The organism is Paractinoplanes ovalisporus (assembly GCF_016834655.1).
Taxonomy (GTDB): domain Bacteria; phylum Actinomycetota; class Actinomycetes; order Mycobacteriales; family Micromonosporaceae; genus Actinoplanes; species Actinoplanes ovalisporus.
Genome location: NZ_JAENHP010000030.1, coordinates 1 through 23438 on the forward strand (window position 1 = coordinate 1; position 23438 = coordinate 23438).

14 protein-coding genes and 2 CRISPR repeat arrays are annotated in these 23438 nt (G+C 67.0%); of the genes, 10 read left to right on the top strand and 4 right to left on the bottom strand.

The genetic code is table 11. The features are described 5' to 3' along the window. Nucleotides 1–496 precede the first annotated feature (496 nt). Nucleotides 497–2113: direct repeats of the CRISPR family, unit length 28 nt; unit sequence CTGCTCCCCGCGCACGCGGGGATGATCC. A gap of 698 nt (nt 2114–2811) precedes the next feature. Then, entirely contained in the window at nt 2812–4881 is a 2070-nt protein-coding gene (locus JIG36_RS46195) for an HsdM family class I SAM-dependent methyltransferase (protein WP_203383366.1), read from the bottom strand. A gap of 321 nt (nt 4882–5202) precedes the next feature. On the opposite strand from JIG36_RS46195, the gene JIG36_RS46200 reads away from it, so the two are divergent. Continuing rightward, nucleotides 5203–5919, top strand: a complete 717-nt coding sequence (locus JIG36_RS46200) for a hypothetical protein (RefSeq protein WP_236049697.1) — start codon at nt 5203–5205, stop codon at nt 5917–5919. Here JIG36_RS46200 and JIG36_RS46205 read toward each other — a convergent pair. Further along, nucleotides 5897–7150 carry a protein kinase domain-containing protein gene (locus JIG36_RS46205; protein WP_307873190.1) on the bottom strand — a complete coding sequence of 418 codons (1254 nt, stop codon included), beginning with the start codon at nt 7148–7150 and terminating at the stop codon, nt 5897–5899. The genes JIG36_RS46200 and JIG36_RS46205 overlap by 23 nt on opposite strands. Before the next feature lie 258 nt (nt 7151–7408). Here JIG36_RS46205 and JIG36_RS46210 point away from each other — a divergent pair, with 258 nt between their 5' ends. From JIG36_RS46210 to cas2e, 9 genes are all read left to right on the top strand, one after another. After that, complete coding sequence (locus JIG36_RS46210) at nt 7409–9514, top strand: UvrD-helicase domain-containing protein (protein WP_203383277.1); 2106 nt, start codon at nt 7409–7411, stop codon at nt 9512–9514. A gap of 5 nt (nt 9515–9519) precedes the next feature. Next, a complete protein-coding gene (gene cas3, locus JIG36_RS46215) occupies nt 9520–12366 on the top strand; it encodes a CRISPR-associated helicase Cas3' (protein WP_307873191.1) in 2847 nt (948 codons plus the stop codon). 38 nt (nt 12367–12404) lie between these two features. Further along, entirely contained in the window at nt 12405–14039 is a 1635-nt protein-coding gene (casA, locus tag JIG36_RS46220) for a type I-E CRISPR-associated protein Cse1/CasA (protein WP_203383278.1), read from the top strand. Nucleotides 14040–14138: 99 nt separating this feature from the next. Beyond that, nucleotides 14139–14729 (top strand): type I-E CRISPR-associated protein Cse2/CasB, encoded by a 591-nt coding sequence (casB, locus tag JIG36_RS46225; protein WP_203383279.1) that lies wholly within the window; start codon nt 14139–14141, stop codon nt 14727–14729. After that, nucleotides 14726–15850 carry a type I-E CRISPR-associated protein Cas7/Cse4/CasC gene (cas7e, locus tag JIG36_RS46230; protein ID WP_203383280.1) on the top strand — a complete coding sequence of 375 codons (1125 nt, stop codon included), beginning with the start codon at nt 14726–14728 and terminating at the stop codon, nt 15848–15850. The genes casB and cas7e overlap by 4 nt, the downstream gene beginning before the upstream one ends. Beyond that, entirely contained in the window at nt 15847–16548 is a 702-nt protein-coding gene (gene cas5e, locus JIG36_RS46235; protein WP_203383281.1) for a type I-E CRISPR-associated protein Cas5/CasD, read from the top strand. The genes cas7e and cas5e overlap by 4 nt, the downstream gene beginning before the upstream one ends. 2 nt (nt 16549–16550) lie before the next feature. Further along, nucleotides 16551–17234: a type I-E CRISPR-associated protein Cas6/Cse3/CasE gene (gene cas6e, locus JIG36_RS46240; RefSeq protein ID WP_203383282.1), complete on the top strand. Its 684-nt coding sequence runs from the start codon at nt 16551–16553 to the stop codon at nt 17232–17234. Continuing rightward, nucleotides 17231–18184, top strand: a complete 954-nt coding sequence (gene cas1e, locus JIG36_RS46245) for a type I-E CRISPR-associated endonuclease Cas1e (RefSeq protein WP_203383283.1) — start codon at nt 17231–17233, stop codon at nt 18182–18184. The genes cas6e and cas1e overlap by 4 nt, the downstream gene beginning before the upstream one ends. Beyond that, nucleotides 18184–18582 carry a type I-E CRISPR-associated endoribonuclease Cas2e gene (gene cas2e / locus JIG36_RS46250; RefSeq protein ID WP_203383284.1) on the top strand — a complete coding sequence of 133 codons (399 nt, stop codon included), beginning with the start codon at nt 18184–18186 and terminating at the stop codon, nt 18580–18582. Before cas1e ends, cas2e begins: the two co-directional genes overlap by 1 nt. Nucleotides 18583–18607: 25 nt before the next feature. Beyond that, nucleotides 18608–19735: direct repeats of the CRISPR family, unit length 28 nt; unit sequence CCGCTCCCCGCGCACGCGGGGATGATCC. Between the two features lie 721 nt (nt 19736–20456). Here cas2e and JIG36_RS46255 read toward each other — a convergent pair. Together JIG36_RS46255 and JIG36_RS46260 are read right to left on the bottom strand one after the other, a co-directional pair. Continuing rightward, nucleotides 20457–20801 (bottom strand): histone-like nucleoid-structuring protein Lsr2, encoded by a 345-nt coding sequence (locus JIG36_RS46255; RefSeq protein ID WP_203383285.1) that lies wholly within the window; start codon nt 20799–20801, stop codon nt 20457–20459. An 834-nt stretch (nt 20802–21635) separates the two neighbouring features. Then, on the bottom strand, nt 21636–22901 hold the full coding sequence (locus tag JIG36_RS46260; RefSeq protein ID WP_203383286.1) for a site-specific integrase: 1266 nt from the start codon (nt 22899–22901) through the stop codon (nt 21636–21638). Nucleotides 22902–23438 lie beyond the last annotated feature (537 nt).

A 23438-nucleotide genomic window follows, 5' to 3' on the forward strand; every position in this document is an offset into this window, starting at 1 on the left:
GAACTCGGCTACCTCAGCCCCGATGAATACGAGACCGCCTGGCACACCCAGACCGAGCCAGATAACCTCACCCCTGCCCCGACCGGAGCCAGGTAACCCCCGCTCCCGGAAACCGGGGGGAACTCACCTTGTCCCCGCTACCTGACCCTGACCGCGGGCTTGTCCGAGGCAGCCGCCCGCGCTGGCTACACGAGAACCGATGCCTCGATCACCCTGACCAACAACCTGACCCTGTACCCGTGGTGGCGAAACGAATGACCCGCGCGATCACGTCGATGTCCCGGCATCTTTACCGACCTACCAATCGAATTGTGTAGGCGAGGCCGGAGCGGTTGCCGTATAGAGTTCCAGATGCTGCCTGCACGTGTGGCAGCCAGCGCTGACCTGCTGGCACGGCTTTGACGGCAGATAGCATCGCAACGGAGGCGGCGGATCGTGCATCACACGAGTGAACAAAATACGGAATCTTGATCTCTGGACCTGCAGGTCAAGAAGCCTGCTCCCCGCGCACGCGGGGATGATCCCATGGTCATCTCCCTCCGGGACGGAGCAGGGCCCTGCTCCCCGCGCACGCGGGGATGATCCTGCCTGCTGGGCCAGTTCGTCCGTGTGGACGAACTGCTCCCCGCGCACGCGGGGATGATCCGGGTGTGTTCGCGGGCAGCAGCTGGTAGTAGGCCTGCTCCCCGCGCACGCGGGGATGATCCGGCGTCGGCGCCGGCCCGTTCCAGCACACCCACCTGCTCCCCGCGCACGCGGGGATGATCCGCAGTGGCGCGGCAAGTGGTACGTGGACTCCGGCTGCTCCCCGCGCACGCGGGGATGATCCCGAGGACCGTACCCGGGTGAAGGTGAAGTGGCCCTGCTCCCCGCGCACGCGGGGATGATCCCACCCACCTGTCCGGGCATGCCGGCGGTGACCTCTGCTCCCCGCGCACGCGGGGATGATCCGGGCCGGATCTGCTCGACCTTCTCGCCGAGACCCTGCTCCCCGCGCACGCGGGGATGATCCCGGGCGTCGTCTCCCTCAACCGGAGGCGGCGCCCCTGCTCCCCGCGCACGCGGGGATGATCCGAACCTGCCACCGCTGCAGCCGACGAACAACGTCTGCTCCCCGCGCACGCGGGGATGATCCGGGACTGGGGTTCGCGCCGACGGTGGAGTCTGCCTGCTCCCCGCGCACGCGGGGATGATCCGCCCACTGCGCCGCGGTGACGAGACCGATCACCCTGCTCCCCGCGCACGCGGGGATGATCCGCTGTCCGACATCTGGCAGGAGTGCACCTTCAACTGCTCCCCGCGCACGCGGGGATGATCCATGGATGACCGCCTGCCGGTACGAAGGAAGACCCTGCTCCCCGCGCACGCGGGGATGATCCCGCCCACCCTTCGGAGCCGTCGCCGGGCCGCTCCTGCTCCCCGCGCACGCGGGGATGATCCGGGCAGCAACCGCATCGTGACGGTGGTGCTGGTCTGCTCCCCGCGCACGCGGGGATGATCCGGTCTTCCTTGTCACCCTCATGCCGCCGGACTTCTGCTCCCCGCGCACGCGGGGATGATCCCTACGGGCCCACGGTCGTGCGCGCGGCGGCGACCTGCTCCCCGCGCACGCGGGGATGATCCGAGCGTGCTGCCGCCGCCGGCTGGCGTGGGCCGCTGCTCCCCGCGCACGCGGGGATGATCCGGTGGTGAAGGACAGCGGCGAGGGTGCCGTGGCCTGCTCCCCGCGCACGCGGGGATGATCCGCGCGAATACGTCAGACTTCGGTCGGGTCGGTGCTGCTCCCCGCGCACGCGGGGATGATCCTGGAAGCGGTCGCGCGAGGCCGACGCCCGCTGGCCTGCTCCCCGCGCACGCGGGGATGATCCGCGTGGATGGCCTGACTCGACCCCGGCCAGCTGCTGCTCCCCGTGCACGCGGGGATGATCCCGACGGCGACGACGACGCCTGGCCGATGTGGATCTGCTCCCCGCGCACGCGGGGATGATCCCGGCCTCTCGGATCACGTGCACGAGGACATCGCCTGCTCCCCGTGCACGCGGGGATGATCCCCAGTCGCCCATCCACGGGGCCCAGGTCACGGCCTGCTCCCCGCGCACGCGGGGATGATCCGGCCCGCGACGGCTCCGCGTTCATCGCGCCGATCTGCTCCCCGCGCACGCTGTCACATCGACACACGCGGGGATGATCCCCGGTACGAGCGGCACATCACTGCGGTCTTCCGCTGCTCCCCGCGCACGCGGGGATGATCCGTGGCGCGGCGAGAACATCAAGACGGGCCGGACCTGTTCCCCGCGCACGCGGGGATGATCCACGGGAGATCATCAGCGGGCCGTTGGGTACCGGCCTGCTCCTGTCGTTGACAGCTTCCCGCGCGCGCGGGGATGATCCGTCGTCCCGGGCGATCACGTCGATCAGATCCTGCTACTCCCTGCGCACCCGGGGATGATCTGGAGCTACGTGATGCGGACCCGCAAGTTCTGGCCTGCTGCTCGCGCACGCGGGGCAGATCCCATGAACGAGCCGCAGGCCCTGGCGCGCAGCTGCTCCCCGCGCACGCGGGGATGATCCCGAGGTCGGCGACGACGAGTCGCTGGGCACACCGACAGGGCCAGCTCTGCTCCTCGCGCACGCGGGGATGATCTCTACCAAACCACCATCGCGGCCGGCGCTTGGGCCTGCTCTTCGCGCACGTGGGGATGATCCGCGGCATGCCCGCCTCCCGAGATCAGGAGTTGACTGCTCCCCGCGCACTTGTCGGTGACATTTGTGCTCTTGACGGTCAGGATGAGGTGGCGCAGCCCGATGCTCTCAGCGTTCAGGACTGCTGGTGAGTGATCCCCAAGCGAGGCCGTCGTTAATCTCCGAGGCGAGGGCTTCGCCCGCCGTTGCGACTTCGTGTAGTCCTGACTGGAACTCGGCGAGTTGACGGAAGGCCCGCCCGTACTCGCGCTGTTGGTCGAGCGGGAGCACGGGGATGGTGAGGCGTTTGACGTCGATGCGGCGGGCGCCGCTGCCGACGCTGGATGCGCGACCGGCGACCCGTGCGTTCTCGGTGCGGGAGAGCGTTCCGGCCACGAACCAGGGGTTGAACTGAGCGCTTTTGATACGAACGAGTTGGTGGCCTGGTTCGAGCTCCTTGCCGATCTCATCGGGAGTGGCTACTCGAGCAGTGATCGCGTGACCTGTGATGGGGACAACAATGTCGCCCTCACGTATGAGGGGCGTGGCGTCGCCGGGTGAAGGGCTGGCGGCTGGCATCCTGCTGGAAGTATCGGCTGCGCTTCCCGACATCTCGCGGGTCGGCCGGGTTCGGGTGCTGGCCCGCTGGAGCACGTCAATGCCTCCAGATCGGATCAGGTCGGTGATCGAGGCCTGTGGCGCATGCGCCAGGGCGGTTGTCGGCGCCGCCTGGAGGGAAGGCAGGGTCTCTCTGGTCCGTTCGATGAGTTCGGCGAAAGCCCGCATCCTGTCGAGGGTCTGCTGAGGATCAACGGCCGGGCTGGTCGTCTGCGGGAGGTATCTCCACGGTGTCAGGTCGACCTGTCCGTCCAAGACTTGCAGGGCGGAGACGACACAGGAGACGTCGGACTCGTCGTCGAGGTTGGTGAGGTACCTGTGCCACGCCTGCAGGATGGTTTCGGCCGGGGGATCGTTCGGTGCGGCGGCGGTGGTGTCGACGAACAGGAGACGATCGCTGGCTTCTGCCTGCGGGTCCGGCTGAGTGAGCACCCAGATGTGCAGGCTGATTCCGGCAGGAGGCATCACGCCCGGAGGCAACGCGATGACCGCCCGGAGCGTGCCGGTGCGTACGAGCTCGGCGCGGATACGCCGGCCGGCCGGTCGTAGAGCGGCTGCCGGGGGCATCAGGACGGCTGCTGTGCCGCCGGGACGCAGGTGCGCCAAAGCATGTTGAACCCAGGCTAGTTCCGGTTCGGTGCGAGGCGGCAGGCCGTGAATCCAGCGCGGATCGTAGGCGAGCTGGTCGTGGCCCCAGTCGTGGATGCCGAACGGGAAGTTCGCCACGACGATATCGGCTCTCAGGTCAGGGAAGGCATCGGCGAGGAGGCTGTCACCGATGTGCAGGACCGGGGGGCTCATCGGCTGGTTGGAGTCTCGGGCACGTTGGTAGGCGAACGACAGGCGCAGCAGTGCGATCAGGGCGTACGGCGTTTTGATCTCTTGGGCGTAGCAGTGTGTGGCGGCGCCGACTTGTAGGGCCCGGTTGGCGGCGAGGCGCAGGATCGAGCCGGTGCCGCAAGTGAAGTCGAAGGTGGTCGTGCCGGGGCCGGCGAGGGCCAATAGCAGCCCGGCGATGTCGTCGGGCGTGTTCGCGAGGCCGGACATCGACTGGGCCGAGTTGGCGTACTGGTTATGCAGGTATTCGAAGACGGCCTCGGGTTCCCGGTCACGGCCGAGTTGATCGACGGTGTCGAGCACGGTGGCAAGTTGTGGGGTCCACCGCTGTGGCAGCACCGCCCCGACGTGCTTGGCCAGGTCGCGGTCGACGGCGCGGAGGTGGGCGAGTACCTGTTTCGCGGTCAGCAGGGTGTCCCGCCCGTCGTCGGGTACGGCTCTGCTGGCCAGGAGGTACGCGCCGCAGGCGATGATCGCATCCTCGAGCTGGGCGGCGGGTTGATAGTTCTCGATGTGCCGCCACGCGAGTTGTTCCAGGCCGACTTCGTGGAGCTTGCCCTGCTGTCGTAGCCACTGCTCGACTGCTTCCGCATCGAACTGGGGGTTGCCCGGTGTGCCGGCCACGGGAGGCGGGAAGTCGGCGTAGCGGCGGCGCCAGTTACTGACTGCCGGCCGACCGACGTTGGCCAGTCGCGCGATGCCGCTCGCGGTCAGGGTGGGGCCGCCGCCGGTCGCGCCTCGCATCTCTGTCACACGTGAACGCTAGCATGACGCTATGGACTGTGAACACACTTCACCAGTATGGTCTAAGCAGAGTGATTCACCGGAGCGTCGATGTGGAGGTTGTTATGGGCAGGCGAGGGCACAGCACGGCCATTGGGAAGTTCGCCAAAATCCATCATGATCGCCGGGTCTCGGAGATCCGTCGGCTGGGCGTGGCGCTCCGTGAGGAGCAGCGCAGCGTCGACCGCCCGGACGGCATGCAGGCGGACGACTTGCCCTCCGCCGCTCGTCACTGATCAAGCCCACTTCGTACCGACAACCTGAGGAGGATCATGAACACGATTGGCTTCATCCACGACAACGGCAGCGCAATTCTCTGCGTCTGCGCGGAATCGGTCGCTCAGCGCGGTCTCGTACCTGATCGACGGTGCGCGCCGGTGGGGTTGCCTTGACTGGGTTGCGCCGGATGCCTACGCCCGGGTGCGCCTTGATTCGGCAGTTGGGGCGGCGATCGCGGCGGCCTACGTCGCCGCGCCGGTACGGGATCCACGGGCCGACGCTGCTTATGCCGCGTTCCGGCGCGAGACGATGCGGCAGTACGACTACCTCGTGGGCCGCCGGGAGTTCGGTGGGCTCGGCGTGAGAGTCCAGGTCGTGGACGTCGACCCGTACGCCGATGCCGTCGACATGATCGAGGACGTGGCGCACCGTGAGTTGAAGGTCTTCGCCACCGCGAGCGCAGGCAACCCGCATCCTTTTCTCACCGACGCCGAGAACGACAGGTTCCGGGCTGTGCACGACGCTTTCGGCCATGCGGCGATCGGGCGGGGCTTCGACGGTGATGGTGAGGAAGCGGCCTGGCTGAAGCACAGCGGCATGTACTCCTCACTGGCGCGTCGCGCGCTGACGACGGAGACGCGCGGTCAGAGCTGCACAATGCTCCTGCACCTTCGAGGGGAGGCGTTCGCCGAGCAGAAGGCAGTGTTGTTGCCGTCCGTGTTCGCTGACCCTCGATCCGTACGGCTTGCCGGCCGGACTACGCGGACCCGGTCTCGCTGATCCGCGCCATTTCTTTCTGCACGGCGACAGCGGCCGGATGGTCGGGGCCGCCGATCCTGGTGAGGTCGTCCAGCAGGGTGCGAAGCTGGCGCAAGGCTCGGCTGCCTTCGCCGAGATCGGCATGCAGGCGGATGGCCTGCATGCGGTACTCGACGAGCTTTGGGTCGTCGGGACCGTATTGGATCGCCCGCTCTTCTGCGAGTCGCCGCCAAAGCTGGGCGGCGGCTCGCAGGTTCCCGCCAGCGGCCAGAGATTCGGCCTTTTCCTCCGCGCTCGCATCCGTGGGGTCGAGGTCTGTCTGCTGTGCCGTGAGGTCGGTGCGTACGGGTACCTGGCCAACAACGGCGGCGTACGCCCTGACGGCGTCGGGCTGGTCGCTGACGGCTCCCGGGATCGGTGGAAGGTTCTGGGCGAAGGGGGCCAATGCTGCGTATACGTCGGCTGCGCTCGTCGGCCGGTCCTGTGGATGTCGAGCCAGCAACGCGTGAACCAGGTCGTCGACGGCGGGCGGGACGTCGTCACGGAGCTCTGCCGGGTGGGGTGGTGAGGCTCGCATCTGGCTCTGCACGGTGATCATCGTGGTGGAGCCATCGAAGGGTGCCCGGCCGGTGAGAAGGTCGAAGAGGGTGGCGCCGAGCCCGTACAGATCGGTGCGGTGGTCGGTAGGTTTCGCTTCGATCTGTTCGGGGGCCATATAGCCGATGGTGCCGAGGCTTTGGCCACTCTGGGTGATCCGTGAGTAGCGGTCGTCTCCATGAATAGCGGCGAGCCCGAAGTCGAGCACTCTCACCGCCCCGCTGGCCTCCAGCATGGCGTTGCCCGGCTTGATGTCCCGGTGTACCAGGCCGATCCGCCGGGCGGCGATCAGGACGCTGCTGATCTGTGCACCGATGGCGGCCACCCAGGCGATCGGCAGGGGGTCGTGCTCGGCGATCAGGTCGGACAGGGTTGTGCCCTTGATCAGCTCCAGGACGAGATAGAAGCGGCCCTCATGGTGGCCGAAGTCGTAGACGGCGGGCACGCCCGGGTGAACGAGGCGCGCGGTTAGTTGCGCTTCACGCCGGAACCGCCTGGCCAGATCGACGTCCATGGTGGATGCCGGAACCGTTTTGATGATCACCGGGCGGTTGAGCACGGTGTCCTGCGCCGGCCAAACCTCGCCCATTCCACTGTGCGGCAAGGGGAGGCGCTCGACCTGGTACCGGCCTTGGAGGTGAATTCCTGCCACCACGTGTCCGACCCTAACAGCCTTAATCTGCCGGCGACCTGTTCGGACAGTCAGTTGTGAACGCCGAACGTAGGTCATCCACTTGTGTGCCAAATCTTTGGAAACATAGTTCACACCTTGCGGCGCCGGACTGTCCCATGTCAAGGTGGCTCCGTTGCCGACGGTGACAGCTTGTCGCACGGCATGTGAGAACCAGCCCGGCTTTTCGCCCGTCCGTTATGACGTGCCGGCCAGCTGTATGGACCGATCAGGGGAGTGTGTATGGCCGAGTTGGCCATCGACCGCGGTTTTCTGCCGGCTTACGCCAAGCTGCAGCGGCCTGTGCAGCATGCGGTGCTGGCCGCGATCGAGAAGTTCTCCGCGCACACTCACGCCGGCCTGCACCTGGAGAAGCTCACCGGTGCAAAGGATCCGCACGTCCGTACCATCAGGATCGACCAGTTCTACCGTGGGGTCGTTCTCGCCCTCGGAGCCGAGCGTTATGCGCTGCTCAATGTGCTGCCCCACGACGACGCGAATACGTTCGCGATCCGGCGTCGGTTCACGGTGAATCAGGTGCTCGGTGTCCTCGAGGTGCGCGACCAGGCCGGAATCGAGGAGTTCACCCAGTCCACGCCGACGCCACCGACTGCGGCCGGGTTGTTCGCTCAGGTCTCGGCAGCGAATCTCGAACGGCTGGGCATCGACAAGGACATCATGCCGCTGCTGCGTGTCATCAGCACGGACCGGCAACTGGAAAGCCTGAGCACCTTGCTTCCGCAGGTTCAGTACGACGTCCTGACCGGGCTGGCCAGTGGGATGTCCGTACAGGCCGTCTGGGAGGAGATGGCCGAACGGATCGTCAGCGAGGTCGACCCCGACGACCTGCTCACCGCCGCTCAGCGCACGCCCGAGCGGATCGCCTTCGTCTCCGGCCCGGTGGAGTTGGCGGCCATCCTCGCTCACCCGTTCGACGTCTGGCGGACCTTCCTGCATCCCACCCAGCGCGACGTCGCTTACCGCGAGACCTACACCGGGCCGGCTCTGATCACCGGCAGTGCCGGCACCGGGAAAACCGTCACTGGCCTGCACCGGGCGGTCTTCCTCGCCCAGCGGCTGCCCGACGACGGGTCGAAGGTACTGCTGACCACTTACACCCGTTCCCTCGCCGACGCCCTTGGCAAACAGCTGCGCCTTCTGACCTCTGATCGCGCAGTCCTGCAACGCATCGACGTCATCGGCGTCGACAAGCTGGCCCACCAGATCGTCACTCAGCAGGGCGGGAAGGTCACCATCGCGACCGACTCGAACACGGACCCGCTCTGGGAGGAAGCAGCCCGAACCGGCCCGACCTGGGTGAACCGTGCCGGTGCGGTCACCACGGTCAGCGCCGCCTTCCTCAAACGCGAATGGGAGCAGGTGATCCTGGCCCAGCAACTGGCTACAGCCGACGCCTACCGCGACAGCCCACGCAAAGGGCGGGGAGCCGGGCTGCGCGCGGCGCAACGCGACCAAGTCTGGGACGCGATCTCCGGTGTGGTCCGCAAGCTGGCCACGAAGCGAATCCGGACCCACACCCAGCTCGCCGACGACGCAGCCGTCATCGCCGCGAGCTCATCACCTCGCTATCGACATGTCGTCGTGGACGAGGGGCAGGATCTGCACCCGGCGCAGTGGCGCCTGCTGCGCGCGCTCGTGGCCGTTGGCAAGAATGACATGTTCCTTCTCGCCGACCCCTACCAGCGCATCTACGACAGCCAGGTGTCGCTGACCCGGCTCGGTATCGCGGTGCGCGGTCGGACCCGCCGGCTCACCGTGAACTACCGGACCACCCACGAGATCCTGGACCTGTCCGTCAAGATCCTGAACGCCGATGCGGTCGTCGGCCTGGACGACGCCCCTGACACCCTGGTCGGATACCGGTCGATCACCCGGGGCGACAGGCCGCAGCTGAGCACCCACCACAACCAGGACGACGAGCTCGAAGGCCTGATCGAACGCGTCGGAACCTGGCTGGAGCAGGGTGTCGAACCCCATTCGATCGGGGTGGCGGCCCGTACCGGAAAGCTTGTTAAGACCATCACCGCGACGCTCGCCGGCGCATACATTCCGGTGGCCGACGACAAACAGGGCTCCGATGGTGTGCGGGTCGCCACCATGCACGGCATGAAGGGGCTCGAGTTCCGATGCCTCGCTGTGGTCGGCCTCAACCTCGGAGTCCTTCCGGCGGCCAACGCGGTGACCTCGGCCGCCGATGACCCGCACGCCCACCAGCAAGACCTGCAACGAGAGCGCTGCCTGCTGTTCGTGGCACTCACGAGGGCCCGTGACGTGCTCTACCTGTCGCACAGCGGTGAGCCGACCGAGCTACTGCCGGCCCTGACGTGAACGACGTGGAACTGAGCACGGCGGGACTGAGCGCAGCCGCCCGCTCGGCGTGGGGAAAGACCGACCGTACGGGCCTGTCCGCGGTCGGCTGGCTACCCCTGTGGCGGCACATGGCCGACTCCGCCGACGTGGCCGGTCGGCTCTGGGAGCACTGGCTGAGCCCCGCAGTACGCCGCCGCATCGCCGATGAACTGCCCGGCGGCGACGCCAGCGGCCGCACACTCGCGGTCTGGCTCGTCGGTGTGCACGACATCGGCAAGGCGACGCCGGCCTTCGCCGTCCAGGCATCCTTCCGCGACCAGAGCGCCGGACTGGTCAATCGGATGCGCGACCAAGGGCTCGGTTATGACCGGGACCAGGTGTGCGCCGAGCGCCGCCGCGCCCGCCACGACGCCGCCGGGCACATCGTGCTCGCCGAGTGGCTGCGCGCCCAGGGCTGGGCCGACCCTCACGCGTACGCAGTCGTCGTTGGCGGTCACCACGGCACCCCACCCACCGACGAGCTGCTGGACGGCATCCTGCTCCGCCGCTACCTGCTCGGCGACACAGCCTGGCAACAGGTCCAGAGCGAACTGCTCGCCTGGATGACCACCCGCTCCGGCGCCGACAAATGGCTCAGTAGTTGGGCAGGCACCCCGCTGTCGCAGCCGGCGCAGGCGGCTCTCACCGGGCTCGTCATCGTCGCCGACTGGATCGCCAGCAACGAGGAATTCTTCCCCTACCTGCTCGACAAGTCCGACCTGGACCGTCTCCGAGCCGCCTGGACGAAGGTGGACCTGCCCATCCCATGGCTGGCGACCCCGCCGCCGGCCGACACGGTCGCGCTGTTCGCCACACGATTCGCCCTGCCCACCGGTGCGCTGCCGCGCCCCGTGCAGCAAACCGTCACCGACCTCGCCGCCGCCATGCCTGCACCCGGAATGATCATCGTCGAAGCGGCGATGGGGGAGGGGAAAACCGAAGCAGCACTCGCCGCGGTGGAAGTCCTCGCCCGGCGCACCGGAGCCTCCGGCTGCTACCTCGCCCTTCCCACCCGCGCCACCAGCGACGCCATGTTCCTCCGGATGCTGTCCTGGCTGCGCCGACTACCCGACCGTCAGATCGGACGAGGCGACCACGCGGTAAGGCTCGCCCACGGCAAAGCCGCTCTCAACGCCGACTATGACCGGCTGCGCTTCAACTCGCTGCCGAGCGCCATCGGTGAGGACGCCGGCGGCGCCAAAATCGGCGTACATTCCTGGCTCGCCGGGTCGAAGCGGTCTCTGCTCTCCAGCTTCGTCGTCGGCACCATCGACCAGCTGCTCCTGGCTGCACTGCGCAGCAAGCACCTGGTTCTGCGCCACCTCGGCCTGGCCGGGAAGGTCGTCGTCATCGACGAAGCGCACGCCTACGACGTCTACATGGGCCGTTTCCTGGACCGGGCACTGGAGTGGCTCGCTGCCTACGGCGTACCCGTCGTTGTGCTCTCGGCAACTTTGCCCGCGCACCGACGTGCCGAATTGCTTGCGGCCTACGACACCGGCCGGCTCGGCCCACCACCGCCGCTCACCTGGCGCGACCGCGGCAAACCCAGGATCGACCCGTACGAAGCCGTACGCGCCGACCTGCGCTACCCACTGATCACCACCTCGGCCGAGCAACGAGGCGGCACCACGGCAAGCTGCGCCGACTCCGGCCGCAGCAGCCAGATCCGCGTCCGCCGCCTCGACGACGAGCCGATGTCACTGACAGAGATGCTGCGCGAGCAACTACGCCACGGCGGCTGTGCCCTGGTCATTCGCAACACCGTCGCCCGCGTCCAGGAAACCGCGGAGCAGCTCCGCGCAGCGCTCGGCCCGGACACACCCGTCTCGGTGGCGCACTCCCGGTTCATGGCTGTGGACCGGGCAGTGAAGGACCGCTGGCTCAACGACACGTTCGGACCGCCGGGTAATAGTCAGCGGCCGTACCGGCACATCGTCGTGGCCAGCCAGGTCGCCGAGCAGTCCCTCGACATCGACTTCGACCTGCTCGTCACCGACCTCGCACCGGTAGACCTGGTGCTGCAACGCATCGGACGCCTGCACCGTCACCCCCGAGATGACCGCCCGGCAGCGCTGGCCACCCCGACCTGCTGGATCACCGGAGCTGACTGGACCCATGAGCCTCCCGAGCCGGTCATCGGCTCCCGGCGGGTCTATCAGCCCGCCATGCTGCTGCGCAGCGCCGCCGTCCTACTGCCCTACCTGGACGGCGAACCGTTGCGGCTGCCGGCGGACATCGCGGCGCTCACCCAAGCTGCTTACGGCCCGGCGGACGTCGGCCCGACGACGTGGCAGCCCGCGCTGGCCGAGGCTGAGGCAAAACAGCGGGAAGCCTTCGCCGCCAAGGAACTGAAAGCCGATGGGTTCCGCCTCGCCGGCGTAGGCGAGCCCGGTACGGCTCTGATCGGCTGGCTCTCCGGCAGCGTCGGTGACGCGGACGACCAGACGGCACGAGGGCACGTACGCGACACCGACGGAGAAACCCTCGAAGTTCTCCTATTGGTCCGCACCGAGCAGGGCCTAGTAATCCCGCCATGGATCGACGGGGGAGGAGTACACGTTCCCACCGCCAGCGAACCCGGACGGCGACTGGCCCGGGAGATCGCCCGATGCACTCTGCCTCTGCCCCGGTCGATGACCGACTCCGACGTCATCGACAGCGTCATCGAGGAGCTGGAGCGGCGGGTCGATCTCAGTGCCTGGCAGGACAGCCCCTGGCTTTCGGGGGAGCTGGTCGTGGACGTCGACGGAAGCGGCAACGCGCGTATCGGCTCCTTCGACCTCCACTACGACTCACATGAGGGCCTCCGGGTCACGCGCAACGACTGACAACCCGCCCATACGCACAACGCGATGGAGGCAGCAGATTGGTAGACCTGAGCACTCCTGACAAGTACCCGCTGACCGATGAGGCGTGGATTCCGGTGCTGGACGCCGCTGGCCACCACCGCGAAGTCTCGCTGCGTGGGTTGTTCGAACAAGCCGGTGAGATCCGCATGATCGCCGGTGAGCTACCCACTCAGACGTTCGCGATCCTACGCCTCGCCCTCGCGATCCTGCATCGCAGCGCCGACGGCCCACCGAGTGAAGCCTCCTGGCAGTCGCTGTGGCGAGACCGGCGGTTGCCTCTGAACGATCTCACCGACTACCTCGACGAGTTCCGTGACCGGTTCGACCTGCTGCACCCGCAGCACCCCTTCTACCAGGTAGCCGACCTGCAGGCCGGCAAGGACAACACCTACGGGCTGGAACGGCTGATCGCCGACGTACCCAACGGCATGCCGTTTCTGACCAACCGCGCCGGGCCCGGCATGGAATCGATCTTGCCGGCCGAGGCAGCACGATGGCTGGTGCACTGCCACGCGTTCGACCCGGCAGGTATCAAGACCGGCGCGATCGGCGACACACGCGTGAAAAGCGGCAAGGGCTACTCGATCGGTGTCGGCGCCCTCGGCAACCTCGGCGGCGTTTATCTGGACGGCGCCAGTCTGCTGGAGACGTTGCTCCTCAACCTGGTACCGATCGGCCCGAGCCGGCAACAGCCCGACGACAGGGACGTGCCGGTATGGGAACGCGAACCCCACGGCGCCGCCGAGGAACCGGACACGACCAGAGGCCCGTACGGCCTGCTCAGTCTCTACACCTGGCAGTCGCGCCGAGTCAGGCTGTTCGGTGACGCCCGTGGCATAACCGGCGCAATGATCGCCATCGGAGACCGGCTCGACTGGCAGGACCGCCAGCTGCTGGAACCGATGAGCGTGTGGGGACGAAGCGCCCCGCGGGAACGCGCACAGAAGAAGACTCCGATCTACCTGCCACGGCCACACGATCACACCAGGACACTCTGGCGGGGGCTGGAGACGCTCCTGCCTCCGCCCGTAGCCGCAACCAGCGAACCGGCCCAGCGGCTCTCGCCGACAGTGCTGCAACGGCTGGCCCGTCTCACCCGCGACGGTGCGGTCAGCCGGGACTTCCAGGCACGACCGCACGCCGTCAGCATCACGTACGGGACCCAGCAGGCGGTCATCGACGAAGTCTTCTCCGACACGCTGACCATGAACGTTCTCCTGCTCGTCGAAGGCTCCCCGCTACGGACCACGGCCGTCGACGCCACAAACGATGCCGAGGCAGCGGTAAAAGCGTTACGGCGTCTCGCCACCAACCTCGTCCGGGCTGCCGGCGGCTCTGATGACCCCGGCGACGCCGACCGCGCCGCCGAACGGGCCTACGCCGTGCTGGACCGGGTCTTCCGTGACTGGCTGGCCAACCTCGGACCGGACAGCGACCCGGCAACCGAACGCGCCGTCTGGCAAGACCGGGTGCGGCGAACTGTGCGCCGCATCGGCAGCGATCTAGTGGCGGCGGCTGGCCCGGCGGCCTGGGTCGGCCGGACCCAAGCTCGACCGCAACGGCCGGGAACTTCACTACTCCAGCTACCAGGCAGAGGCATGGTTCCTCCGCGACCTGGCCAAGGAGCTCGCCTTACCGATCAACGCAGATAACCAGCAGGAGGTACCAGCATGACGACAGTCGAGGTAGGCCCACCGGCCGTACCTGCGCGAAAGGCGTGGGGCAGACGCCGCGGTGACCTCGGGAATCACGTGGCACGCACCGTCGGCCGCCTGCAGGCGCAAGTCCTGCGCGATACTCCGCTACCCCAGGCGATCAGCGCACTCGCCCGGCTGCGCCGTGCCATCGGCCGCGACCCCGGTTTCGACTACACCCTCGAGGACTTCCTGTACGTCCCCGACGACCTGCTCGACACCTGGCCGAAAGAGACTGCCACCGAAGTCGAGCACGCCGTCCACGACGCGGTCAGCCTGTACGCGCTGCACCAGCAATCCCGCTCGGAACGGATGCACGTAGACGGCCGGGGACTTGGCCGGGCCATGTCCGAGCTTGTCCGGGTGTCAACGGGGCCGGACGGCGTGCGCCGCCGCTTCGCGGCGCTCGGCACTGCCAGCACCTACCACGAGAGCATCCATCACCTCCGCGGACTTATCACCATGCTGCGTGGCCATCAGATCCCGCTCGACTACGGGCTGCTCGCCGAGGACTTGCGAACCCTCCAGCGCCCCGACGGCCGGCCGAAGGTGCAGGCCATCTGGGGCCGCGAGTTCTTCCGCAGCCGGCCAGCCACCCTGACCGACTCCGACACCGCGACCGACACTCCCGAGGAGACCCCCGCATGAACCGCACCATCATCGACATCTACGCCCTGCAGACCGTCCCGCCGAGCAACCTCAACCGTGACGACACCGGTTCACCGAAGACCGCCATCTACGGTGGCGTACGCCGCGCCCGGGTCTCCAGCCAGGCATGGAAACGAGCCATCCGACTGGCCTTCAAAGACCTGCTCGACCGATCCCAGCTCGGCGAACGCACCAAGCGGGTCGGTGAATCCCTGGCGAACCGCATCAAAACCCTCGACCCGAGCCTGACCGACGAACAGGCCTCAGCGATGGCCACCGAGGTACTCATCGCCGCCGGCGTCGCCAAAGCCGACAAGAAAAAGAGCGAGGCACCCAACGCCGAATCCGGCTACCTGCTGTTCCTCAGCCACCGGCAGCTCGACAACCTCGCCGCCGCCACGCTGGAAGCCAGCCGCACCGGCACTGCCCTGGACAAGAGCCGATTCAAGGCACTGGCAAACAGCGAACACTCGGTCGACATCGCCATGTTCGGCCGGATGCTTGCCGACATGCCCGACATCAACGTCGATGCAGCCTGCCAGGTCGCCCACGCCATCAGCGTGCACGGCGTGGACAACGAGTTCGACTACTTCACTGCGGTCGACGACCGTAAGGACGACGTTGCGGAGACCGGCGCCGGCATGATCGGCACCATCGAGTTCAACTCGTCCACCCTTTTCCGGTACGCAACGGTCGACGTGAACGCCCTGCACGAGACCCTTGGCTCGGCGGCCGCCACTCAGGCCGCGGTCAAGGCATTCCTGACGGGTTTCGCTCGCAGCATGCCGACCGGCAAGCAGAACACCTTTGCCCACCGCACCCTGCCCGACGCGATCATCGTGCGGGTGCGCGACACCCAGCCCATCAACCTGGTCGGCGCCTTCGAAACACCTGTCCGTGAGACCCAGGAAGCCGGGCGGATCAAACTGGCCGCCGACGCCCTGGCCGAGCACACCAAGGCAGTCGAAAGCGCCTACGGCGAACAGCCCACGGCAAGCTGGGTCACCCGAGTCGGTGAACAGACCTCAGCGCTGGCCGACCTCGGCAAGAGCGTCACCCTGGACGAACTTGTCCACGAGGTGGGGGAGCGGACCAACGCGGCGCTCGGACAGTCGGCATGACGGTTCTGCTCCTCAGACTCGCCGGACCACTCCAGTCCTGGGGCTCCTCGAGCCGCTTCGCGCGCCGCGGAACCGAGGTCGCGCCGACCAAGAGCGGCGTCATTGGCATGCTCGCCGCCGCCAAAGGCATACGACGTACCGAGCCGCTTACCGAACTGCTCGGCCTGGAGTTCGGGGTGCGACTGGACCAGCCCGGCCAGATCACGCGCGACTTCCAGACCGCCCGCTCCCTCGACGGCCGGCGCAGCGCCCCCCTTACCTACCGCTTCTACCTGTCCGATGCGATCTTCCTCGCCGCCGTCCAGGGCGATGCCACGCTGATCCACGACCTGGCCGACGCCCTGAGGCGGCCCCGATACCCGCTCTACCTTGGCCGGCGATCCTGCCCACCGGCCGGCCCGGTCAGCCTCGGTGTCCAACAAAGCAGCCTGGACGACGCCCTGGACTCGTGGCCCTGGCTCGCCACCGAGCGATACCGCCTACGTGCCGCCCGCACTGCCCGGCTGGAGATCGTCCGTGACGCCCGGCCGGACGACCAACGCACCGAGACTCATCCGGACGAGCCGGTCAGCTTCGACCCCGCCCACCGGCAGCACACCTGGCGGTCAGTACTCCGCCGCCACGTCGACGTCACCAACGACCTCGCGGAACGGGCTGGCGTATCCGACCACGACCCGCTGAGCCTGCTGGGAGGCTGACCATGTTCCTCACCCGGTTCCAGATCAACCCAGCCCGCCGCGGAGCACGGAAACTCCTCTCCTCTCCACAGGCAATGCACGCAGCAGTCCGGGCCGCGTTCCCGAAACCCGACGACTACGAGCGCCCCGGCAGCCGCACCCTCTGGCGGATCGACAAACCAGCCACCGCGACCGTCCACCTCTATCTGGTCAGCCCCGGCCGCCCTGACCTCACCCACCTCGTCGAACAGGCCGGCTGGCCAACCACCTCGGCCTGGGACACTCGCGAGTACGACCCACTGCTCGCCACCCTGCAACCCGGCCAACGCTGGGCCTTCCGGCTCACCGCCAACCCCACCCACAGCGGGCGCAAGACCGCCGACGCCAAGGAAACCCAACGCTTCGGCCATCTCCGGGAGAACGAACAACAGGACTGGCTGCTCCAGCGCGCCGCCCGAAACGGGTTCACCGTGGCAACCCAGCGCGACGGCCGGCCGAACCTACGCTTGCACCAGCGCCAGACACTCAGCTTCAAACGCGGCGCATACCCCGTCACCCTCACCACCGCGACCTTCGACGGCATCCTCGAAATCACCGACAAGGACCAATTCCGCGCCGCACTCAGCAGCGGCATCGGACACGCCAAAGCCTACGGCTGCGGCCTGCTCACCCTCGCCAAAGCCCAGGAGACAACGACCGGACAATGAAGCCGCCAGGCGTGCCGCCCGCCGAACTCGCCGACCTCACCCGAGCCGAGGACCGCATCAGCTTCCTCTACCTCGAACGCAGCGTCATCCACCGCGACAGCAACGCCATCACCGCCACCGACGACCGCGGCGTCATCCACATCCCCGCCGCCACCATCAGCGTGCTGCTGCTCGGACCCGGCACCAGCATCACCCACCAGGCCATCTTGCTGCTCGCCGACCACGGCGCAACCGCGGTGTGGGTCGGCGAGCGCGGCGTTCGCTACTACGCCCACGGCCGCTCCCTGGCTTCCTCCAGCCGACTACTGATCGCCCAGGCCGATGCGGTCAGTCATCGCAGCAAACGGCTGGCAGTGGCCCGCACCATGTACGCGATGCGCTTCCCCGGCGAAGACACCGGCAACCTGTCGATGCAACAACTTCGGGGCAAAGAAGGGGCGCGAGTGCGACGCATCTATCGCGAGAATGCCCAACGAACCGGCGTGCCCTGGAACCAGCGCGAATACGACAAGGCCGACTTCGCCAGCGGCGATCCGATCAACCAGGCCCTGTCAGCCGCACACACCTGCCTCTACGGCATCGTGCACGCCGTCATCGTGGCACTCGGAGCCGCACCCGGCCTTGGCTTCATCCACACAGGCCACGAACGCGCCTTCGTGTACGACATCGCGGACCTCTACAAGGCCGAGATCACCATTCCGATCGCCTTTGACCTGATCGCGGAAGGCTCTACTGAAATCAGCGCCGACACTCGACGCCGAGTGCGCGACCGCGTCCACGACGGAGCCCTCCTCGAACGATGTGTCAGAGATATCCGCATGCTCCTGCTCAGGCCCGAAAGCACCGGCCCCATCGAGGACGACGAGGACGCAGTCCACCTCTGGGACGACAAAGGCTACGAAGTCGACGCCGGCCGCAACTACGCCGACGTCGGCGACGTGGACTTCTGATGATCGTCATCGTTCTCACCTCCTGCCCACCTGGACTCCGCGGACACCTGACGCAATGGCTGCTGGAGATCTCCGCCGGCGTGTACATAGGCCACGTCAACGCTCGCATCAGGGAACGCCTCTGGGCGCGGGTCATTGAGATGGCAGGACCCGGCCGTGCACTGATGGTCTTCCAGGAGAAGAGCGAGCAGCGACTCTCCTTCGCCGTGCACGACCATCACTGGGAACCCGTCGACCTGGACGGCGTGACACTGATCCGCCGCGCCGGAGACTCACCCTTCAACCCAGCCCTGCCGTCCGGCTGGAGCAAGGCGGCCAAACGCCGCAGATTCGGCCGCCGAGGCACCCAACGCGGTCCCACGTCCCCTACACAAAGTGAACAAAAACCAGGTTCTTGATCTCCGTCTTCCCAGGTCATTTAGTCAGCTCCCCGCGCACGCGGGGATGATCCCTGCGACCAGCCGATCATCCGATCGGGTGTGACCAGCTCCCCGCGCACGCGGGGATGATCCGGCCCTGAAATGACGACCAGCGAAGCGAACGAACAGCTCCCCGCGCACGCGGGGATGATCCTGGTTAACCAGGTGACGGCTCGGAGAGACGAGACAGCTCCCCGCGCACGCGGGGATGATCCGTAGTAGGGCAGCACGCTGACGACGGCGGCGTGGCCGCTCCCCGCGCACGCGGGGATGATCCGGAGCACGGCCGCGGCAGCAAAGAGGCCAAGGCCCGCTCCCCGCGCACGCGGGAATGATCCGGTGAGGCTGACGCCGTCGGTGAACAGGCTGACCCGCTCCCCGCGCACGCGGGGATGATCCGAAGACGCACGCGGCACACAAGCGGGCTTGGTCCCGCTCCCCGCGCACACGGGGATGATCCCGGCACTCGCGGCACGTTCATGTGGTCGCGCGTCCGCTCCCCGCGCACGCGGGGATGATCCTTCGAAAAGGTGCTGCGAGATGGTCTGGGCGACCCGCTCCCCGCGCACGCGGGGATGATCCCGGGCGGCGGCACACCTACACCGGGGCGGTCTGCCGCTCCCCGCGCACGCGGGGATGATCCTAGGCAACCGGCCAGGATGGACAGTGCCGCCCAGCCGCTCCCCGCGCACGCGGGGATGATCCCGACCTGTGCCGCATGGTGATCCTCGGCATGATCCGCTCCCCGCGCACGCGGGGATGATCCGCACGAGTACTACCGCGGCGTCGCCGAGATGATCCGCTCCCCGCGCACGCGGGGATGATCCTACGTTCGAGCGGGCCGGATCCGATTGCCGGTCCCGCTCCCCACGCACGCGGGGATGATCCGCGCCAGGCGCAAGCCTCGTTCGGTGAGGCCATCCGCTCCCCGCGCACGCGGGGATGATCCGGTGTACTTGACCAGCGTGGTCAGCTTCTTCGTCCGCTCCCCGCGCACGCGGGGATGATCCGCTGATCGAGTTGGCGCTCAACGGCAAGACGCCCCGCTCTCCGCGCACGCGGGGATGATCCCAGCTCCCCGCCGGTCTCGGGCTCGGCCCATTGCCGCTCCCCGCGCACGCGGGGACGAGCCCCAGATCACGCACGCCAGCGAATCCTGGCTATCCCGCTCTCCGCGCACGCGGGGTGGGATCCAAAGGGAAAATCACGACATCTGAGTACGTCGACCATCCCCGCGCACGCGGGGATGGTCCGCCGAGTGTCAGCGCGCCGCTCTGGCCGCCGGCCCGCTCGCCACGCACGGGGACTGGTCCCCGGACCACCCAGTAGATCACGAACCAGCAGAACCGCTCCCCGCGCACACGGGGGTAATCCTGACCCGGCCCGGGCACCCTGGCGGACCGCTCCCCGCGCACGCGGGGATGGTCCGTTCAAGGATGAGTCGCCCGCAGCTCTGGCTACCCGCTCCCGGCGCACGCGGGATGATCCGTGGTCGATCTGGTCGGTGATGATGCCGGGCATCCGCTCCCCCGCGAGCGCGGGGATGATCCCAACAACGCCACCAACAAGGTTGGCCTGTTGAACCGCTCCCCACTCACGCAGGGATGATCCGTATCCGCGCAGGAAGACGTTGCGCTTGGACCCGTTCCCGCGTACGCGGGGATGATCCGGAGGCGTCCACGGCGGCTCCCGAGGCTAGCGGCTGCTCCGCGCATGCCCGGGCAATCCACCGAACCTTGGTGTCCAACCTGAGTGATCGGATGGCTCGGCGGCGTGCTGGCCATCCCCTGAGCGCTCAGGGTTTCTTCGGCGGGTGTGCTTGCGCGCCCGCAACGGCAGAGCCTATGTCGTGCTCATTGGGCAGCGCGGTAGGCGTCTACAATTGTTGTTGGGATTCGGCCTCGGTCTGAGAGTTCGAATCCGTTCTTGTTGGCCCACTCGCGAATCTTCTGGTTGCGTTCTCGGTGATCAGCGACGGACGTTGTTCTTGATCCGCGACCCCGACGGTCGTCTGCGCTGCTGCTGCGAACCTTCGTTCCTGCCTTCAGGAACGGGTCCAGCGCCTTTCGTAGCTTGCCGGCGTTCTTCTCTGACAGGTCGATCGTGTAGTCGATTCCGTCGAATGCGAACTCGACGGTTTGGTCGGCTTCGCCACCATCAAGGTCGTCCAACAGCTTTGTAATGACTTGCCGGGCCATGCGGCTTCGCTCCTTGTGGGTTCAAGTCGGTATGGGATTTCATTGAACGGCAGCAAGTACCATAGCTGCATTGTCGTAGATTTGCAGACCGGGCGCCGATGTAGTTCCGGATTCATTCGACGCGCGCCGCGGTGTAAGCGTACGCCTGAGCCTGCGGCCGACGTTTCGCACGTACGGTGAGGCGGACTAGACCTGCTCTCTTGTGATGCCGATGAGTGACCGCGCCAAATCAGTCGGTGGAAGCTGGACCGCAAGGGAGCCCGCCGCCAATGAGACGACGTCGCAGCGTCGACAATACCAACAGCAGTGCCACAGTCGGAGGGCCCTGTCGGCCATATCCTTCATGCCTCTGTTGAATCGGCGGCGTCGTTGCAGCAGTAGACCGACGGCGACTGCCGACAGTGATGCACCGACCAGTAGAACCAGGTTGCTCGTAGTTGGTGAATCGACGGCTGCGAAGAGATTCATGGCCGCGATGAATGACGCTACGCCCACGCCCGCTGCCAGTGCGTTTGGCGAACGTGGATGACGTGGGGGAGCGAGCGCCGCTGAGAGCGGCTTGGCAGCATCAATGCGTGCTCTGATTGGGGCGAACACGCCGTACTGTCCGAATGCTCTTCCGCGGACAGTCAGCCTGCGGCCTGTCTCAGATGTCACCGCAGTGACCTTGTAGAGATGGTCGGCGCTCCCGCAGGCGAGACAGCAATACTTCTTGGTCGAGAGATGGGCCATCGTGTGCCGTCCTTTCGGCGAACAGGATGAAACCAGGGAAGGGCGCTTGTGTGGTGCGCCTAATGTTCTGATGTGGCGGTTAGGCTGTTGGCAGGTGGCTCGTCAGGCGTCGCCGAAGTCGAGCGACTGCAGCACTGACGCTCCGACGGTGCTGCGCCTGTTGCGGTCGAGGTATGCGTCCTGAGTCATGCTTGTCCGCGAATGGCCCAGTTGATCAGCAATTTTTCGCACGGGAATGCCGGCATCGTCCATCTGTGTCGCGACGCTCTTTCTGACGAGATGGGACGTGTCGCCCGGCAGGCCGGCAAAGGCAAAGACGTCCTTGATGTCATGGGCGACGTTCGACGGGTCGCGCAGGGTTCCCAGGGAAGACGGGAAGAGCAGGGCGATCGACTCTGTTCGCTCCTGGCCGTTGTTCAGGAGCTTTTGCAGCCAGTCGGGCGGATCTCCTTTGCGTCTACCCGCGGTGGAGACCTTCTTGGGGAGGACCAGCTCAGTGTGATCGTCCAAGGTGATGACTCGTGCTGAAGAGTGAGCGGCATCTGTGACGCGCTCGGTCAGCTGCGGCATGATCCAAGCTGGCAGCTTCAAGGTGCGAAACCCTGCCTCGCTCTTGGGCTCCCGCTTGATGGTGAGCCCCACGCCTGGCAAGCGAACCACGGTGGCCCGAACCGCGACCGAGCCCTCCTCGAGGTCAATGTCCTCCTCAGTCACCGCCAGGCACTCGCCGACGCGTTTGCCGGTGGCCGCCAAGAAGTCGATGACCCAGGGGACGTCGCGTCGGACAGCCCGATCGTGATAAGTGGCGAACGCCCGCAATTGTCGGAGCCCCGCCACGTCGAGACCCTTCGGATCCTTCCTCTTGAACTTGATCGGGGACGTATCTCGGACGGGGTTACGCTCCATGGCATCCATCCGCGCCGCGAAGCCGCAGATGTTGCTCAGCGCCGTGCGGACCGTCTTGGTGATCGACTTGCCGTTCTTCTCCTCCAGCCTTCGCAGGAAGCGCTCGGCCATACCGACCGTCAGTTCGCGGCACCGGAGGTTGCCCAGAGACGGGAGCACGTGGTTGTCGACCTGCTGGCGGTAATTGTTCTTTGAACCCAGTGAGCCTTCCTGGGTCGCGAACGTCTGCCACCAGGCCTCGATGACCACGCTGAACCGCGTGTCGGGGTTGAGATCAGCGTCGCGGTTGTAGTTCCCGCGGTCGCGGATGGCTTCCTTGAGAGCCCGCTCTGCTGCGCCCTTCGTCGCGCCGGCACGTTCTACCGGTCGTGTGATTCCGTCGTAGTCCCGGAAGCTGCACCGGGCTCGCCACCCCGCGGTGTTCTGCTCGAACCTGATTTTGCCTGCCGTTCCGAGCGGCAACGGCGGTCTCCCCATCCTTGCCCCCGTCCAACCCCCGCTTTATGACGCCAAACAACGGGCAACAAGACCAAGCGATGGTCGATGTCTCCGCGACGTCTTTGCAGGTGGAACGGTATATCGAATAGCGTCAGGCAACAACATGAGTGATATTCGGGTTATCCGGCAGGTTATTGGTTCGAGTCCAATCGGGGGAGCGAGTCGGAGGCCCCTGTTCGCCAAATGCGCGAACGGGGGCCTCGCTCTTTCTATTACCTGGGGGCCGAGCCCCCAGACCCCACGGTGCGGTGGTGACGCGTGGCGTCGTCGGTCGCCGGGGCGGGGCCGCGCTCGGGGTGCTTGCGATTTGTGCGTACGGGCGAGAGGGCCGTACGCGTTCTGGCCAGTTCTTTGCCGAGGCGCATTGCCGGGGCAGTGCACGGTTGCATCTTCGGTGGTTGGCTCGGTCACGCCGTCACCGTGGGTGGGGTGTCCGTGACGAGGGGATTCGGGGGCTGTTGCCCTTTCGTCAACATTCTTTCCCGATCGTTCAAGGCATCG

Bases quoted from the DNA above. Each gene is read 5' to 3' on its own strand.
- cas1e (WP_203383283.1), top strand. From the start codon at position 17,231: ATGAAGCCGCCAGGCGTGCCGCCCGCCGAACTCGCCGACCTCACCCGA.
- cas7e (WP_203383280.1), top strand. From the start codon at position 14,726: ATGAACCGCACCATCATCGACATCTACGCCCTGCAGACCGTCCCGCCG.
- JIG36_RS46210 (WP_203383277.1), top strand. From the start codon at position 7,409: ATGGCCGAGTTGGCCATCGACCGCGGTTTTCTGCCGGCTTACGCCAAG.
- cas2e (WP_203383284.1), top strand. From the start codon at position 18,184: ATGATCGTCATCGTTCTCACCTCCTGCCCACCTGGACTCCGCGGACAC.
- JIG36_RS46255 (WP_203383285.1), bottom strand. From the start codon at position 20,801: ATGGCCCGGCAAGTCATTACAAAGCTGTTGGACGACCTTGATGGTGGC.
- JIG36_RS46195 (WP_203383366.1), bottom strand. From the start codon at position 4,881: ATGCGAGGCGCGACCGGCGGCGGCCCCACCCTGACCGCGAGCGGCATC.
- cas6e (WP_203383282.1), top strand. From the start codon at position 16,551: ATGTTCCTCACCCGGTTCCAGATCAACCCAGCCCGCCGCGGAGCACGG.
- cas5e (WP_203383281.1), top strand. From the start codon at position 15,847: ATGACGGTTCTGCTCCTCAGACTCGCCGGACCACTCCAGTCCTGGGGC.